Raw genomic sequence first — 15,961 nt, forward strand, 5'->3', positions numbered from 1 at the left:
TCCTCACGTGGTTGGTTGGTCCTGAATCCAAGACTACTTTCCGGACTTGTCCCGGATGTCGGTGATGATGCCGGAAAAGTCGCGCCCGGCGCCGCCCTCAGCGGCAAAGGCATCGTAAATTTCGGAGGCCAGCGGGCCCATCCGGGCTGCCACGCCTGTGCTCTGGACGGCATTTAGGGCCAGCTTCAGGTCCTTCGCCATCAGGGCCCCGGCGAATCCGGGCTGATAGTCCCGGTTGGCCGGACTGGTGGGCACAGGTCCCGGCACGGGGCAGTTGGTGGTCAGTGCCCAGCACTGGCCGGACGCCGCGGAGGCGACGTCGAACAGCGCCTGATGCGTCAGGCCCAGCTTCTCGCCCAGGACGAACGCCTCGCTCACGGCGATCATGGACACGCCCAGGATGAGGTTGTTGCAGATCTTCGCCGCCTGGCCCGCGCCGTGCTCCCCGCAGAGGACTGCGCGCTTGCCCATCACGTCCAGCATGGGGCGCACCGCCTCAAAGTCCTCCGGCAGTGCGCCCACCATGAACGTCAGGGTGCCGGCCTCCGCGCCGACAACGCCGCCGGAGACCGGCGCGTCCACGGAGCTGTCTCTTATACACATCTAGATGTGTATAAGAGACAGCCTGGCCGCTTCCCTGGCCTCGTCCACGTTGATGGTGGAGCAGTCCAGGAACATGGTGTCGGGCGGCGGCGGCGAGCAGCCCGGGCCGGCCTGTCTCTTATACACATCTAGATGTGTATAAGAGACAGAGCACATGCTGCCCGCTCGGGAACATGGTGAGCACCACGTCGGCCCCGGCGACGGCTTCGCTGGCGCTGGCGGCGACGGGTATGCCGTGCTCCCGGGCGGCTTCGACCGCCGCCGGCACGACGTCGTACCCGGTGACCGGATAACCAGCCTTGACCAAGTTGACGACCATGGGTCCGCCCATGTGGCCCAGCCCGAGGAAGGCGATGTGTTCCTTCCTGGCCGCGGAATCGTCTGCGGCTACGTCCGGCGTTGCATCCTCAGGCATGACCCGTCTCCTTCTCCAAAAGAACCAGCTCCCTGTCCCCCAACGGCGCAAAGTACCTCTCGACGTCGTCCGCGCGCACTTCCGAGAGCGTGGCCGGCCGCCAGTTCGGGTTGCGGTCCTTGTCCACCACCTGCGCACGGATTCCCTCACGGAAATCCGGGCCGGCCAGGCAGTGCAGACCCACGCGGTACTCCTGGGCGAGCGTTTCGTCGAGGCTCAGCCCCCTGACCCGGCGCAGCGATTCCAGAGCCACCTTGACGGCCGTGGGCGATTTCGCCTCAATGGTGTCCGCAGCCTCCGCGGCCTCGCCGCCCGCCGCTCGCAGCCGGCGGACGATCTCCTCGGCGTCATCCGCGGCGTAGCAGGCGTCGATCCAGTCCCGCTGCGCCTCCAGCCCCGAGGCGGGAGCCGGGCCGGAAAAGCGCCCGACGGCGGCTTCCGCGGTTTCGGTTTCCAGCGCCGCCGCAAGGTCGGCGAGCCGTTGGGACGGAACGAAGTGGTCCGCGAGCCCCAGGAACACCGCATCGGCGCCGCTCAGGTGCGCCCCCGTCAGTGCAGCATGGGTGCCCGACTCCCCCGGCGAGCGGGAGAGCAGCAGAGTGCCGCCGACGTCGGGGACGAATCCGATGGTGGTCTCGGGCATGCCCATCCGGGTGCGTTCGGTGACGATGCGGACGGAACCGTGGGCCGAGATGCCCACACCGCCGCCCAGCACCAGCCCGTCCATGAACGCCACGTAAGGCTTCGGGTAGCGCGCAATGAGCGAATTAAGCCGGTATTCGGCCTCCCAGAATCCGGCCGTTTCGTCCCCGCCCGCGAGCATGTCCCGGTAAATCGCCACGATGTCGCCGCCCGCACACAGTCCGCGCTCACCGGAACCCTGCACCAGGACGGCCGCCACGGCGTCGTCGTCCGCCCACGCGGACAGCTGATCGAGCATTACCGATACCATCCCGGCGGTGAGCGCGTTGACGGCCTTGGGCCGGTTCAACGTCACCACGCCGAGGTGGCCGCGCCGCTCGAACAGCACTTCTTCGGGTGTTGCTTCCTCGGGAACTGCGTCTGCGGGGCTGGCGTCGGGGGATGTTCCGGTCATCAGCTTCCTTCCGGCATGATGAAGCTGGCGCCCTGGCGGATGCCCGACGGCCAGCGGGTGGTCACTGTCTTGGTCTTGGTGTAGAAGCGGAAGGCGTCCGCGCCGTGCTGGTTGAGGTCCCCGAAGCCGGAGGCCTTCCAGCCGCCGAAGGTGTAATAGGCGATGGGCACCGGAATCGGAACGTTGATTCCCACCATGCCCACCTGCACCCGGCTGGCGAAGTCGCGTGCGGCATCGCCGTCGCGCGTGAAGATGGCCACGCCGTTGCCGAACTCGTGCTCGCTGCAGAGCCGCAGGGCTTCGTCGTAGTCGGAAGCCCGGAGGACACTCAGGACGGGGCCGAAGATCTCCTCTTTGTAGATCTTCATGTCCTTGGTGACGTTGTCGAAGAGCGTGGGGCCGACCCAGAAGCCGCCCTCGTACCCGTCCACGGTGAGGCCGCGGCCGTCAGTCACGAGGGTGGCGCCGTCGTCCACGCCGGACTGGATATACCCCTCGATCCGCTCCTTCGCGGCGGCCGCCACGACGGGCCCGAAGTCGGAGTCCTTGTCCAGGCTATGGCCTACCTTAAGTCCCTTGATCCGTTCCCGGAGCCGTGAGACAAGCCTGTCCGCGGTGTCCTCCCCCACCGGAACAGCCACCGAGATGGCCATGCAGCGTTCGCCGGCGGAGCCGTAGCCGGCCCCGATCAGGGCGTCCGCGGCCATGTCGAGATCGGCGTCCGGCATGATCACCATGTGGTTTTTGGCGCCGCCGAAGCACTGCGCCCGCTTGCCGTGGGCAGCCGCCGTGGCGTAGATGTACTGGGCGATGGGCGTGGACCCCACAAAGCCGATTGCCTTGACGCGGGGATCCTCAAGCAGCGCATCCACGGCTTCCTTGTCCCCGTTGACCACGTTGAACACGCCGTCCGGCACGCCCGCCTCGGTGAAGAGCTCGGCCAGGCGCAGGGGCACGGAGGGATCCCGTTCGGAGGGCTTAAGGATGAAGGCGTTGCCCGCGGCCAGTGCGGGGCCGGACTTCCAGAGCGGGATCATGGCCGGGAAGTTGAACGGCGTGATGCCCGCCACCACGCCCAGCGGCTGGCGCATGGAATGAACGTCAATGCCGGAACCGGCGTCGTCCGAGAACTCGCCCTTCAGCAGGTGCGGGGCGCCGGCGGCGAACTCCACCACCTCGATGCCGCGCTGGATGTCCCCCTTGGCGTCCGGAACCGTCTTGCCGTGCTCAGAGGAGAGAAGCCGGGCCAGCTCGTCCAGGTTCTCGTTCACCAGGTCCACGAACTTGAGCAGGATGCGCCCGCGGCGCTGCGGGTTCATGGCACCCCACTCCAGCTGGGCCTTTTCCGCGCTGGAGATAATGTTGCGGACTTCCTCCGCACTGGCCAGCGGGAGTTTTGCCTGGACCTCGCCGGTGCAGGGGTCATAGACGTCGCTGAACCTTCCGGAGGTGCCCTCCATCCTCCGGCCGTCAACGTAGTGGGACAGTTCGCGCACCATGGTGGAATGCTCCTTTGCATGTGACCCGGGTCATCTTGGAGCTGAATATACTCGGACTTCCTACTAAATTCCAGAGTCCGGGGATCCGGGCCGGCAGCCCCACCCCGGCCGCCCACCATCCACCCGCGGCCCAAGTTGGGTAAGTTAGGAACTGTGAAGATTGCTACCTGGAATGTGAACTCGCTCCGTGCCCGCGCCGACCGTGTGGAGGCCTGGCTGCAGCGCAGTGACTGCGACGTGCTCGCCATCCAGGAAACGAAGTGCAAGGACGACAACTTTCCATGGGAGTTGTTCGAGCGGATGGGCTACGAGGTGGCGCATTACGGCGTCAGCCAGTGGAACGGCGTGGCCATCGCCTCCCGGGTGGGGCTCGACGACGTGGAACGCGCCTTTGTGGACCAGCCGGTGTTCGGCAAGGCGGGCAAGGACCCCATCCAAGAGGCCCGCGCCATGTCTGCCATGTGCGGCGGCGTCCGGGTCTGGAGCCTGTATGTCCCCAACGGCCGCTCGCTCGACGACGAACACATGCCCTACAAGCTCGAGTGGCTCGAGTCCCTGAAGAACCACGCCGCCGGCTGGGTCACCGAAAACCCCGAGGCGCAGATTGCCCTGATGGGCGACTGGAACATCGCGCCGCAGGACGGCGACGTCTGGGACATCGACTTCTTCCGTGCCAATGCCATGACGCACGTGAGTGAACCCGAACGCTCCGCGTTCCACGCTTTCGAGGCCGCCGGCTATTCCGACGTCGTGCGGCCGCACACTCCCGGCCCCGGCGTCTACACCTACTGGGACTACACGCAGCTGCGCTTCCCGAAGAAGGAAGGCATGCGGATCGACTTCGTCCTGGCCTCCCCTGCCCTTGCGGCCCGTGTCACCGGAGCCTCGATCGACCGCGAGGAACGTAAGGGCAAGGGCGCCTCGGACCACGCGCCCGTGATCGTGGAACTGGCCGACTGATGGGGACTGAACGCCGATGACAGGCAGGCACTCATGACGGGAAGCCTTTACCGGGGGCAGGCCGGGCTGCCGTTCTCGTCCACGCTCCGGGTCTATGAACCGCTGGAGGCTTTCCCGGAGGACCAGCGGGCTGCCCTCAAAGCCGCCGGGAAGCGGGCAGTTTCCCGGGCCGCCGTCGAAAACGCCGAGCTGCTGGCCTCGCTGGGACGGATCACGCGGCCCGGCGGAGATCCGTTCCCCACAGGGCGTACCGATCTGGTGCGCGTCACCCGGGCACCGGGCATTTCCACCGGCGGCGACGCCGCGAAAGAGTCCGGCGCGGAAACCTCCGACGGCGCCGCCCTGCTGTATTGCCCCAGCCAGCTTGTGCTGCGGGCCGGCCTGGCCGCCAACGCGCTCATGGAAGGAATCCACGGCCCCCTTGCCGAATTGCTGATTCCAGAGGAGCAGCGGGACCGGCACCAGGAGCGGATCGACCAGGTCAACGCCCGCGACGGCATTACCCGCGTGCACACCCGGGCTTCCACGTGGGGAATCCCCTTCAGCTGGTTCTCGCTGTTCCTGGAGTCCGACCCGCAGGACGTGGTGGAGGCCGGCGGCAGGATTCTCACCGTCCGCGTGTGGGCGACCATATCCGAGGCCCTGGACCGGGTGCGCTACGCGGTGGCAAACCTGGCCTTGGCGGCGCCCGACCTGGACATGCTGGATGACCTGACCCAGCTCACGGAATGGCTGGAGCTGTTCCATGCGGATTCCATGGTGGAACTCGACTACGGAGCCGTGGCGGACAAGGTCTACCCGGACGACTCCCCCATGGACGTACGGCTTGGGATCGAGTGCCTCGCCGAGGGCGACATGACCGGCGCGGCCGCCGCCTACCGCAGGCTCGCCTCGCGCTGGATCCCCATCCGCCAGCTGGCCCGCGCTTCCTGACCAGGCGCTCCGCTTCCCGCCTGTCACTGGCCGCGCCAATTTGCCGCGGGGTAATTGTCGCGGGCTAATTCCCGCGGGCTAATTGCCGCCCGCTAGGCGCGCGGGGGCGCCGTCGTTCGCCTGACGATGAGCGTGTGGGGCGCGACGGCGGAGCGCACGGAGCCGGTCATCCCCACCAGCTCGTCCAGCAGCATTTTGGTGGCCAGTTCGGCCTGCTCGTCGGGCCGCTGCCCCACGGTGGTCAGGCCCACGGCGTCGGAGAAGTCGTGGTCGTCGATCCCTATCACGGACAGGTCCTCGGGAATTCGGACGCCCACGCGGTGCGCTTCGAAGATGACCCCCATGGCCATTTCGTCGGAGGCACAGAAGATGGCGGTCGGCTTGGTTCCCGGCTGGCCCCACAGCCGCCGGAACGCCTCCTGGCCGCTGCGGACGGTGAAATCGCCCCACTCGTCCCACTCCGGACGGACCTCAAGTCCCGCCGCAGTCATCACGTCCTGGAACGCCAGGATGCGGACGCGCGGAACGTCGAAGTTTAGGTCGGTTTCGTCGTCCCCGTGGAGCAGCGCAATATCGCGGTGGCCGAGGTCGATCAGGTGCTTGACGGCGGTGGAAGCGGCGGCGTAGTCGTCGATGCCGATGTAGGCGCATTCCTCTACGTGCCCACCCACCACCACCAGGGGGATCTCGATCTTCTGCAGGTGTTCGAGTTCCTCGTGCGTGAGTGCCATACACAGGACCAGCAGCGCGTCGATCTGCTTGTAGACCATGGTTTTGCTGAAGAGCCGCTCTCGGTGGCTGCCGTGGCCCCCCAGGTTAAACAGGGACAGGTTGTACTGCCGCGCGTGCAGTTCGCGGTCCGCGCCCTCGATGGCTTTGGAGAAGAACCAGCGGCTCACAAAGGGCGCCAGCACGCCGATGGTCTTGGTGCGGCCGGTGGCCAGGCCAGACGCCGACGACGACGCCACGTACCCGAGGGCACCGGCCACTTCAAGAATTTTTTCCCGGGTGGCCGGTGAAACCCTCGGCAGGCCGCGCACGGCCCGGGACACGGTGGCCGTGGACACTCCGGCCGCCGCTGCCACGTCCTCGATGCTGACTCCCGAGTGGCCGCCGCGCTGTGCCCTGTCAGTTGTGCGCGCCACGGTGTCCCCTCAAAGCCCCTGTACAGTTTTCCGCCATGTCGTTCTCCCGGCGGCAAGCAATCATTTTAATCTGGCCGGCGCTTAGCTGCGGCGCGTGGCCGTGCGTGCGGGAAGGCGCCTGCGCAGCCTGATCATCCCGTACAGCGCCAGCAGCGTGGCCAGCAGGCCCAGCGCCCAGCCGAGTGCCGGCTGGGCGGTGACCTCCATCCATACCGTGACGACGAGCAGCACCACTGCCCAGAAACCGAGGAATCCGATGATGATGTCGAAGTCCTCGCCGGAGCGGACCCGCCTGTGGCCGATCCCGGCTGCCGGCTTCCCGCCACGCGGCGCTGCTCCGTCGGTCACTTGACTGCGCCTGCCGTCAGGCCGGCCACGATCTTGCGCTGGAACACCAGCACCAGAATGACGAGCGGAATGGTGACGATGGTGCCCGCCGCCATGATGGCTGTGTACGGAATCTGGTTAGGCTGCGCCCCGGCGAAGTTGGCGATGGCCACCGTCACCGGCTGGGTCGCATCGCTGGACAGCTGGCTGGCGATCAGGAATTCATTCCAGGAGGAAATGAACGCCAGGATCGCAGTGGTGAAGATGGCCGGAGCCGCCAGCGGCATGATCACCTTCCGGAACGCCTGGCCCTGCGTGCAACCGTCCACACGGGCCGACTCCTCCAGCTCCCACGGCATTTCGCGGAAGAAGGAGGTCATGGTATAAACGGTCAGCGGCAGGACAAACGAGATGTTCGGGATGATCAGCGCCTGGTAGGTGCCCATCCAGCCGATGTTGGTGAACAGCTGGAACAGCGGGGTGATCAGGGCAACGCCGGGGAACATGGAAGCACCCAGGATGAAGCCAAGCACCAAATACTTGAACTTGAAGTTCAGCCGGGCCAGTGCGTAGGCGGCGAACACGCCGATGACCAGTGACACCAAGGTGACAACTCCGCCAATGAACACGCTGTTGAGCAGTGCTTGGCCGAAACGGTTACCAAACGATGTGTCGAACGCGGTATTGAAATTGTCCAGCGTGATGTGCGTGGGCAGGATGGAGGTGTCGTAGGTGAAGCCGACGTCGCGGAAGGCGGTCACCACCATCCAGTACGCCGGGGCGAGGCACCAGATCAGGACGACTGCCGCGCTGATGTAAGTGCGGCCCTGCGCCCATTTCTCCCGGTTCTGGGATGCCTTCCTGCCCCTGTCCTGCTGCGCGCGCAGTTCGGTTGTCGCGGCGGTCATTTCTTCCCCTTACCGGTGGCGCCGCTTTGCTCCACAACGTTCGCTCCGAGGAAGCGGACAAAAATGAAAGCGACAAGAAAGATGATGATGAAGGTGATGGTCGACAACGCCGCGGCGGAGTTGAAGCCTTGCCTGATCTGGTTGATCACCAGGATCGACAGCGTGGTGGTGTTGTTGGCACCGCCCGTGAGGATGTAGGGCAGGTCGAACATGCGGAGCGCGTCAAGCGTGCGGAACAGGATGGCCACCATGAGCGCCGGCTTGACCAGCGGCAGGGTAATCATCCGGAACCGCTGCCAGGCCGTGGCGCCGTCCACCTTGGCCGCCTCGTAGACCTCGGCCGGAATCATCTGCAGGCCGGCGAGGATGAGCAGCGCCATGAATGGCGTTGTCTTCCAGACGTCGGCGATGATCACTGCCCACTTCGCCGGCCACTCGCTGCCGGTCCACAGGATAGTGGTGTTGAACAGTTTGTTGGCGATGCCTTCGAAAGCGAAGATGAAGAACCAGAGCTTGGCCGTCACGGCCGTGGGGATGGCCCACGGCACAAGGACTGCCGCGCGGACCAGGCTGCGGCCCTTGAAGGTCCGGGCCATGATCATGGCCATCCAGAAGCCCAGGACCGTCTCGAGCGTAACGGTGACCACCGTGAAGAAGAACGTGGTGGCGGTGGCCGACCAGAACTGGGCGCCCAGGGTTCCCGGAGGGCAGGCGACGGTTCCGCCGGCCGGGGCAGCGCACTGCTGCGCCAGCCAATTCACGTAGTTCTGGACACCCGCAGGGCCGCCGGCGGTGAAGAGGCCGGTGGCCGGGTCGAGCCCGGCGTCCTTTTGGAAGGACATCACGATGGCGCTGATGATCGGGTAAACGATCACAATGCCCAACGCGATGATGGTGGGGGCAAGGAGCCAAGAGGCCCACCTGCCCTGGCTCAGGATCTTGTTGTCCTCACCAACACCCTTGGGCCCGTGGTGAATCGGGGTACCGCCCGACGCCGGTGCCTTGACCGGCGTCGGGCCTACTTCGGTTGCCATGGCAGACCTACGATCCTGCACCGGCGGACTCGATGGACTTCTGCATGTCAGACAGTGCAGTGTCCACGGGCTTCTCGCCCTTGATGGCTGAGTACGCGTTCTCCTGGATGGCCTTGGTTACCGCCGGGTAGAACGGGCTGACCGGGCGGGGAATGGCGTTCTCAATGGACGTCTTCAGGACCGGCAGGTACGGAAGCTTCGCCACAAGGTCCTTGTCCGTGTAAAGCGCTCCCAGCACGGGGGCCAGCGAACCCTGGGTTGCGTAGAACTTCTCGGATTCTTCCGAGGTCATGAACTTCACGAAGTCCAGGGCAGTGGCCTTGTTCTTGGAGTAGACGCTGACAGCCAGGTTGTGTCCGCCCAGCGAGGAGGCGCCGGGGCCGCTCGCGCCGGGGATCGGAGCGATGCCGAGCTTGTCCTTCACTGCGGACGAACCCTCAGTAGTTGCCAGGTTGTAGACGTACGGCCAGTTGCGCAGGAAGAGCAGCTTGCCGCTCTGGAACGCCTGCCGGCTCAGTTCCTCCTGGAAGGTGATGCCTTCCTTGGGGATGTTGCCGTCGGCGTATGCCTTGGCGAGGTTTTCCAGGCCGGCCTTGGCCTCGGGGGTGTTCAGGCTGGGCTTGCCGTCCTTGTCCAGGACCGATCCGCCGGCGGAGTTGATGGCCTCGGACGCGTTGACCGTGAGGCCCTCATACTTGCTGAACTGGCCGGCGTAGCAGCCGATGTTGTTTTTCTTGGCGATGGAGCACATGCTCATCATCTCGTCCCAGGTCTTGGGCGGGGTGGGCACCAGGTCCTTGCGGTAGTACAGCAGGGCGCCGTCGGAGGTCTGCGGCGCGGCGTACAGCGTCCCCTTGTACGTGCCGCTGTCAACGGTGGGCTTCAGCATGGCGCTTGTGTCAATTGCCATCTTGTCCTTGAGCGGCTGCAGCCAGCCCTTGGCGGCGAACTCGGCCGTCCAAACCACGTCAACATCCACGACGTCGTAACCGGCATCCTTGGCCTGGAAGTGCTGCACGATGTCATCATGCTGCTGGTCGGCCTGGTCCGTCTGTTCCTTGAAGGTGACCTTCTCGTTCGGGTGCGCAGCGTTCCACTTGGCCACCAGCGGCCGGACCACGTTGCTGTTGTCCTTGCCCTGGACGTATGTAATTGGTCCACGCCCATCAAGGCCGGCAGCAGCGTCGCCGCCGCCAGCCTGGGTACCGCCGCCTCCGCCGCCGCCACCACAGGCGGAAAGCGTCAGGGCGAGAATACCGGCAGTAGCTACCGGGAGTAAGAACTTCGGGGTTTTCATTGGCTGGAGACTCCTCGCTGAGTGACAAGAAAAAAGACATAGTGCGGTTGATGTGGTGACCATCACACTAGTAACGTTGCGCTGGGAAATGCAAGCGTTTACACCTAATTGTTACCGGAGAGGCAACTATGACCCACCGCCCTACTGCAACGCCCGGTTCCGACATCACGGCGTGGTGGGCCAGCGCCGTCGTCTATCAGATCTACCCCCGGTCATTCGCCGACGCCAACGGGGACGGAATGGGCGATCTCCTGGGCGTGACGGCGCGATTGCCGTACCTTCAGAAGCTCGGTGTGGACGCGATCTGGCTGTCGCCGTTCTACAAATCCCCCCAGGCGGATGCCGGCTACGACGTCGCCGATTACCGCCAGGTGGACCCCATGTTTGGCAGGCTGGAGGACTTCGACGGCATGTTGCGCCAAGCTCACAGCCTGGGCCTGAAGGTCATCGTGGACCTGGTACCGAACCACACTTCTGATGAACACGCCTGGTTCCAGGAGGCGCTGGCTGCGGCGCCCGGCTCGGCCGCGCGGGAGCGCTACATGTTCAGGCCGGGGAAGGACCAGGTGGCGGGTTCCGGCGACGGAAACCTGGCGCCAAACAACTGGAAATCCATCTTCGGCGGCCCGGCCTGGACCCGGACCACAAATCCAGACGGATCTCCCGGCGACTGGTACCTGCACCTCTTCGATACCAAGCAGCCCGACCTGAACTGGGAGAACCCGGAAGTCCAGGAGGAGATGCGCTCGGTGCTGCGGTTCTGGCTGGACCGCGGGGTCGACGGCTTCCGCGTGGACGTGGCCCATGGCATGGTCAAGGAGGCCGGGCTTCCGGACTGGGACGGCGTTGCCGCCATGGTGGAGGGATCGGCCGACGCCGGGCACCGGCCGGATGCGCCCGGCGCGCACAGCGAAGCGGTGGAGCCGCACACGGCCCACCATTCCCGGGATCGGCCCGGCGAAGACCAGTCTGCAGACGACGCCGGGCACCAGCCGGTGTCACCGCTGTACCCGCCGTCGCCCTTCTTTGACCAGGACGGCGTGCATGAGATCTACCGCGACTGGAACCGGGTGCTGGCCGGGTACGACGGTGACCGGATGCTGGTGGCCGAGGCCTGGGTGGAACCCGCGGAACGCCTTGCGCGGTACATCCGCAAGGACGAGATGCAGCAGGCCTTCAACTTCGATTTCCTGCTGGCCGGCTGGGACGCCCAGAGGATGGCGGTGGCCATCGAAGACTCCTTGGAAGCGGCCGCATCGGTGGCTGCCCCGTCAACCTGGGTCCTGAGCAACCACGACACCGTGCGCCACACCACCCGCTTCGGCCTGGCCGACCCCACCACGTTCCCGAAGGGCATTGCGGCGGAGGACGAGCAGCCGGACGCCGGCCTGGGCCTGGCCCGCGCCCGGGCAGCCACTCTGGTGTCCCTGGCGCTTCCGGGTTCGGCCTACGTGTACCAGGGCGAGGAGCTCGGCCTTCCGGAGCACACCACGCTGCCGGCTGAGGCCCGCCAGGACCCGACGTTCTTCCGCACCAACGGCATTGAGCGCGGGCGCGACGGGTGCCGGGTGCCGCTGCCGTGGAAGTCCGGCGAGCCCGGCTACGGTTTCGCCGATGGCTACACAGCCGGCGTTGCGTCCGACGGCGTTGCGTCCGACGGCGGATCTGGTCACCGCCCGCCTGCGGCTCCGTGGCTGCCGCAGCCCGACTCGTTCGGGGAACTGGCCGCTGACCGGCAGGACGGCGTCGAGGGTTCAACGCTGGAGCTGTACCGCTCGGCGTTGTCGCTGCGCAAGGGCCACGGCCTGGGGTCGGGCACCTTCTGCTGGGCCGACATGCACGATCCCGAAACAGGCGTCCTGGCCTTCCAGAACCGTGACATCCTGGTGATCGCCAACATGGGCACGGAGCCGACTCCCGTGCCGGACGGTTACCGGGTGGAACTTTCGAGTGCCGCAGAGGCCGGCGCCGGCGGACCGGCCGCCGTCGAACCTGTCTCTTATACACATCTAGATGTGTATAAGAGAACCGGCCGTTGTCGGGGCAGGTGCCGGACGGCTGGCCTCGCGCCCGGCCGCTGCGGAGACTGGAGTCCGGGCATCCGGAGTACCCGCAGGCGGAACCCTCGACGCTGCCGTCATTGCCCCCAACACTGTCTCTTATACACATCTAGATGTGTATAAGAGACAGGGGTAGCCCCGCGCTCCGCGCCTTAACTAAAGAGCGCTGCACTAAAGAGCGCTGCGTCCCGAAAGGAACGCAGCGCTCTGCGGTGCACCGGCGGAACGGCACTCAGGCGGGACGGCACTCAGCGGAACGGAGTACGCGCCTCGCCGAAGGTGAGCCCGCAGGAGCCGGCAATTCGAGCCTGGCTACTTGCCGCCCTTGAAGAAGCCGGCGATCCGGGCTCCGAGGCCCTTGACGTTCTCGGCAACGTCTCCCGCGATTTCCTTGGCGTTCCCTGCCACGTCACCGGCGAGTTCCTTGGCGTTGTCCGCAACATCTCCGGAGAGGAATTCCTTGACGTTTTCCGTGGCCTGACCGGCAAATTCCTTCGCGTGGCCGGCCGCTTCACCGGCAAATTCCTTGGCGTGCCCAACCGCGTTTTCGAGTCCGTCCTTGGCAGCCTGGTTTCCTGTTACTTCATCGCTCACAGTGTTCTCCTTGTTGACGGGCTTCGCCGGGTTTTTGGCCCGGTCAGGGCAATGGCGTCTGCAGGGCAGCCGCCAGCCTTCTCTTTCAACCTATGGCCTTGAAGATCCCCGGGCCAAAACCGTCCGCGGCCCCGGACGCACCAGGGCACAGTGACGTCACAATCAGGAAGCCTCAATTCAGCGGACGCGCTCCGCACGGCTGAACCGGGCGCGCGCGCCCGCGGCGATGTACACCAGCACCGGCGTGCGCTGGCCCACCACGGCTTCCAGTGCGGCCACCAGCGCCGAGGTGTCCGCGGCGAGGACCTGCGGCGGAACTCCCGGCCTGGGGTGCAGTCGGATCTTTAGGGCGGGCTGCCCGCGGACCTCGTACGTGGCAACCGTGGCACCGGCCAGGTCAGGGCGTTCGGCCAGCGCATTCCTCAGCGCCTGTTCGGCCACTCCGCTTCCGATCCGTATGTCACCGGGAACCCCGCCGGGATCCTCGGCAGCCAGCAGGAGGTCTGTCCGGCCCTTTCCCTGCTGCGCGACCCAGGCCACCATGAGGCCGATCAGCACAACAAGGACCAGGGCCAGGACGATCCAAAGCCAGCTTTCCGACCGGCCCGGGAACCGCGTGCTCTCGAACATCTGGTTGGCGACGTTCCACACGCCCCGCGACCAGGACTGCCACCACGTCCCCACAGCGGGAACAGTGGCCAGCAGCATGAGCAGGATACCCACTGCCAGCAACTTGAATCCAAGGATCCCGATGAGGATCCTGTTGAGGGTCCTAGGCGTGCTGTTCATGCGCCTATCACCCCGGACGTCGCGAGGTTGATCCGCACCTGGGGCATGGGGGTCGGGGCCATGGAGTGCAGTTCGTCCTCGACCGCCTCACGGATTGCGTTCTCGCTGACCGGCACGCCGGACGTGGGGCGGACATTCACCACTGCCTGACGCTGGGACACCACCACCATGACCTGTTCCTGGGTGACATTCGCCGCCAGGCGAGCCCGGCGGGCAAGGGCTGAGGCGATGACTTCGTCATCAACCACCACGGCTACTCGCGGATCGTCAAGTAAGTGACGGGCCCGGCGGCCCGGCAGGACGGCACTGAGGAAGAAAAAGAGCCCCGCGGCTGCGGTCACGGCTCCCGTGACTCCCAAGAGGAGCGGAGGCACTCCGCCCGGCAGCGCCACGATCCGTTCCGCCGCCGTCTGGGGATCGATAAGCCAAGGCGGCTGGCCGATGGCGCGCACGGCGGACTCGAGCAGGGCATAAAGGCAGAGGAGAACGACCAGGGCCGCGGCGACCCCTGCTGCTGCCGCACGGGAGGAATGCGTCTCCCGGCGCAGAACCCGGTTCATGTCCAACGGGGCGGCATGCGCCGGGCCGGCCGCACCCTCCCCGGGCGCGTCGCCTGCCTCGTTCTGCTGTTCAGTGACGGAACTCAACGAACCCGGCCCCTCTCCGTGACGTGTGCCCCGCTGATGCGGATGTCTACCCTGCTCAACCGTGCACCGCTGAGTTCCGTGACCTTGGTGAGGATGTCGGACTTGGCGGCGACCGCTCGCTCCCAGATGGATCCGCCGAACACAGAGACACGTTCCGGATCGCGGAGAACGGCCGTCAGGCCGGGGATCTTGATAGGCGTGACGAGGGATAAAGCCAGCAGGCCGTCGTCGTCCGACCACTCCGCACGGACGTCGTGGGCCGGCACGCCCAGGGACTCTGCGGCTGCGGCCTTGGCCAGGCTGGTGAGGGCCTGGGTGCTGATCCGGTTATGCCCGCTGTACGGCGGGCTCGGCATGGCTGCTTCGGCTGCCCCGCTCATGATGAGGAGCGCCGGCCGCTGAGGGCGTCCATGACGCTGCGCAGGTCCAGTTTCCCTTCTGCGGCGCGGCCCAGGAGGGCACCTATGCCCATGAACAGCAGGGAGATCAGGAATCCCCACAGGCCAAACTGGAAGGACATGAACGCCACGAACGCACCGATTGCGATGCCTACGACCGTCAGGCTCACAGGACCGACTCCCTTTCAGTCACAGCCGCAGCCCCCACGGGTTTCGGCGGCGGAGCTATATAAACGTCATTGATTTCGACGTTCACCTCAATGACCTGCAGGCCAACGAGTTTTTCGACCGCCGAATAGACAGCCGCCCGGACTTGGTTGGCCAGGGAATGCAGCGGCGTCCCGTAGGCCGCCACCAGCGTGATATCGACAGCGACCTGGGTCTCGCCGACCTCGGCATGCACACCTGCGGCATGGTCGGAGCTACCCACGGCGTCGCGGATGGCACCCAGCGCCCGTGAAGAGCCCGTTCCAAGGGAATACACCCCCGGCACGGCGCGGGCCGCAATTCCCGCCACCTTGGCCACTGCCGTCTCAGAGATGATGGTGCGGCCGCTGGCCGCGGACTGCCCCGGGGCCGCCTCCGCGCGGACTCCGGCGGAGGGTTGTGGGTTCTGGTATTCCATCAGGCGCTCCCCTTCTGTTGAACACAACCCTATCCCTTAGGTCCGACAACGTCAGGGGCGCAGCGCACCGGATTCGCCTGCGGTTCCAGAAGCCTCCGCCGGCGGTTTACGAACAGTTGGCGGCCAGCCACTTCGTCACCGGGGCCATGGCGTTCTGGAACTGGCCGCTGGAATACACGGTCTGGTCCTTCAGCCCCGCCACGGCGACTTCATTAAGCTTCGCGAAGTCGGCCTTCAGCGCATCCGGAACGCGCTCCGCCGTTTCACTGAGTTCGGCCTTCTTCTGCTCCAGTTCCGCGGTCTTTCCCTGGGCGGCCGACATCGGCAACAGCGAGGCTCCGGTGGCCTGCTCGGAGATGGTCGTGCACGCCTCAGCAGCGGAGGCGTAGCCTCCGAATGGGCCGGACGACGCACTGGCCGTCGCCGAGGGGCTGCCGCTTGACGAAGCGGGGGTGCTGGGAGAGGCGGACGACGGCGCGCTGCCGGCCGTCGGAGCGGAGCAGGCAGTGAGTGCCGCAACGGCGAAGAGGGCGGCGGCGGTCAGCGGGCGTGCAAGGTTTTTCACAATTAACATTCCTGGATCGGTTGCGCCGCCGGCTTCGGCGGCCTGTCTGGCCGGCGCAGCGCGCCG

General features: G+C 66.1%; 17 protein-coding genes and 1 pseudogene. 3 read left to right on the top strand and 15 right to left on the bottom strand.

Features of this window, described 5'->3' with window-relative positions; genetic code table 11:
- Window positions 1-33: 33 nt before the first annotated feature.
- The 3 genes and pseudogenes from mmsB to B1A87_RS15975 form a co-directional block, all read right to left on the bottom strand.
- Window positions 34-1,018: pseudogene (gene mmsB / locus B1A87_RS15965) on the bottom strand (3-hydroxyisobutyrate dehydrogenase).
- Window positions 1,011-2,114, bottom strand: coding sequence for an enoyl-CoA hydratase/isomerase family protein (locus B1A87_RS15970; RefSeq protein ID WP_078029168.1), 1,104 nt, complete (start codon window positions 2,112-2,114; stop codon window positions 1,011-1,013). Before B1A87_RS15970 ends, mmsB begins: the two are co-directional and overlap by 8 nt.
- Window positions 2,114-3,613 carry a CoA-acylating methylmalonate-semialdehyde dehydrogenase gene (locus B1A87_RS15975; RefSeq protein ID WP_078029167.1) on the bottom strand — a complete coding sequence of 500 codons (1,500 nt, stop codon included), beginning with the start codon at window positions 3,611-3,613 and terminating at the stop codon, window positions 2,114-2,116. Before B1A87_RS15975 ends, B1A87_RS15970 begins: the two co-directional genes overlap by 1 nt.
- A 153-nt stretch (window positions 3,614-3,766) precedes the next feature.
- Between B1A87_RS15975 and B1A87_RS15980 the strand changes: the two genes are divergently transcribed.
- Together B1A87_RS15980 and B1A87_RS15985 are read left to right on the top strand one after the other, a co-directional pair.
- Window positions 3,767-4,573: an exodeoxyribonuclease III gene (locus B1A87_RS15980; RefSeq protein ID WP_078029166.1), complete on the top strand. Its 807-nt coding sequence runs from the start codon at window positions 3,767-3,769 to the stop codon at window positions 4,571-4,573.
- Window positions 4,574-4,606: 33 nt separating this feature from the next.
- A complete protein-coding gene (locus tag B1A87_RS15985) occupies window positions 4,607-5,506 on the top strand; it encodes a hypothetical protein (RefSeq protein WP_078029165.1) in 900 nt (299 codons plus the stop codon).
- A gap of 92 nt (window positions 5,507-5,598) precedes the next feature.
- Here the strand turns inward: B1A87_RS15985 and B1A87_RS15990 are convergent, their stop codons facing one another.
- From B1A87_RS15990 to B1A87_RS16010, 5 genes are all read right to left on the bottom strand, one after another.
- A complete protein-coding gene (locus B1A87_RS15990) occupies window positions 5,599-6,651 on the bottom strand; it encodes a LacI family DNA-binding transcriptional regulator (protein WP_078029164.1) in 1,053 nt (350 codons plus the stop codon).
- An 81-nt stretch (window positions 6,652-6,732) separates the two neighbouring features.
- Window positions 6,733-6,999: a hypothetical protein gene (locus B1A87_RS15995; protein WP_078029163.1), complete on the bottom strand. Its 267-nt coding sequence runs from the start codon at window positions 6,997-6,999 to the stop codon at window positions 6,733-6,735.
- Window positions 6,996-7,886, bottom strand: coding sequence for a carbohydrate ABC transporter permease (locus tag B1A87_RS16000; protein WP_078029162.1), 891 nt, complete (start codon window positions 7,884-7,886; stop codon window positions 6,996-6,998). The genes B1A87_RS15995 and B1A87_RS16000 overlap by 4 nt, the downstream gene beginning before the upstream one ends.
- Window positions 7,883-8,920: a carbohydrate ABC transporter permease gene (locus B1A87_RS16005; RefSeq protein WP_078029161.1), complete on the bottom strand. Its 1,038-nt coding sequence runs from the start codon at window positions 8,918-8,920 to the stop codon at window positions 7,883-7,885. The genes B1A87_RS16000 and B1A87_RS16005 overlap by 4 nt, the downstream gene beginning before the upstream one ends.
- 7 nt (window positions 8,921-8,927) lie before the next feature.
- On the bottom strand, window positions 8,928-10,217 hold the full coding sequence (locus tag B1A87_RS16010; protein WP_078029160.1) for an ABC transporter substrate-binding protein: 1,290 nt from the start codon (window positions 10,215-10,217) through the stop codon (window positions 8,928-8,930).
- 128 nt (window positions 10,218-10,345) lie between these two features.
- On the opposite strand from B1A87_RS16010, the gene B1A87_RS16015 reads away from it, so the two are divergent.
- The gene (locus B1A87_RS16015; RefSeq protein WP_260680895.1) at window positions 10,346-12,400 is read left to right on the top strand and encodes a glycoside hydrolase family 13 protein; all 2,055 of its coding nucleotides are present in this window, start codon (window positions 10,346-10,348) and stop codon (window positions 12,398-12,400) included.
- Between the two features lie 189 nt (window positions 12,401-12,589).
- On the opposite strand, the gene B1A87_RS16020 is transcribed toward B1A87_RS16015, so the two are convergent.
- From B1A87_RS16020 to B1A87_RS16050, 7 genes are all read right to left on the bottom strand, one after another.
- Complete coding sequence (locus B1A87_RS16020) at window positions 12,590-12,871, bottom strand: hypothetical protein (protein WP_078029158.1); 282 nt, start codon at window positions 12,869-12,871, stop codon at window positions 12,590-12,592.
- Window positions 12,872-13,048: 177 nt separating this feature from the next.
- Window positions 13,049-13,660, bottom strand: coding sequence for a hypothetical protein (locus B1A87_RS16025; RefSeq protein WP_078029157.1), 612 nt, complete (start codon window positions 13,658-13,660; stop codon window positions 13,049-13,051).
- On the bottom strand, window positions 13,657-14,307 hold the full coding sequence (locus B1A87_RS16030) for a DUF6286 domain-containing protein (RefSeq protein ID WP_078029156.1): 651 nt from the start codon (window positions 14,305-14,307) through the stop codon (window positions 13,657-13,659). The genes B1A87_RS16025 and B1A87_RS16030 overlap by 4 nt, the downstream gene beginning before the upstream one ends.
- Entirely contained in the window at window positions 14,304-14,687 is a 384-nt protein-coding gene (locus B1A87_RS16035) for a hypothetical protein (protein WP_078029155.1), read from the bottom strand. The genes B1A87_RS16030 and B1A87_RS16035 overlap by 4 nt, the downstream gene beginning before the upstream one ends.
- Window positions 14,684-14,875 carry a hypothetical protein gene (locus B1A87_RS16040; protein WP_078029154.1) on the bottom strand — a complete coding sequence of 64 codons (192 nt, stop codon included), beginning with the start codon at window positions 14,873-14,875 and terminating at the stop codon, window positions 14,684-14,686. Before B1A87_RS16040 ends, B1A87_RS16035 begins: the two co-directional genes overlap by 4 nt.
- Window positions 14,872-15,330, bottom strand: coding sequence for an Asp23/Gls24 family envelope stress response protein (locus B1A87_RS16045; RefSeq protein ID WP_078029153.1), 459 nt, complete (start codon window positions 15,328-15,330; stop codon window positions 14,872-14,874). The genes B1A87_RS16040 and B1A87_RS16045 overlap by 4 nt, the downstream gene beginning before the upstream one ends.
- Window positions 15,331-15,436: 106 nt before the next feature.
- Entirely contained in the window at window positions 15,437-15,895 is a 459-nt protein-coding gene (locus tag B1A87_RS16050; RefSeq protein WP_078029152.1) for a hypothetical protein, read from the bottom strand.
- Window positions 15,896-15,961: the final 66 nt, after the last annotated feature.

Origin of the sequence: Arthrobacter sp. KBS0703, from assembly GCF_002008315.2 — a bacterium.
Lineage (GTDB): Bacteria > Actinomycetota > Actinomycetes > Actinomycetales > Micrococcaceae > Arthrobacter.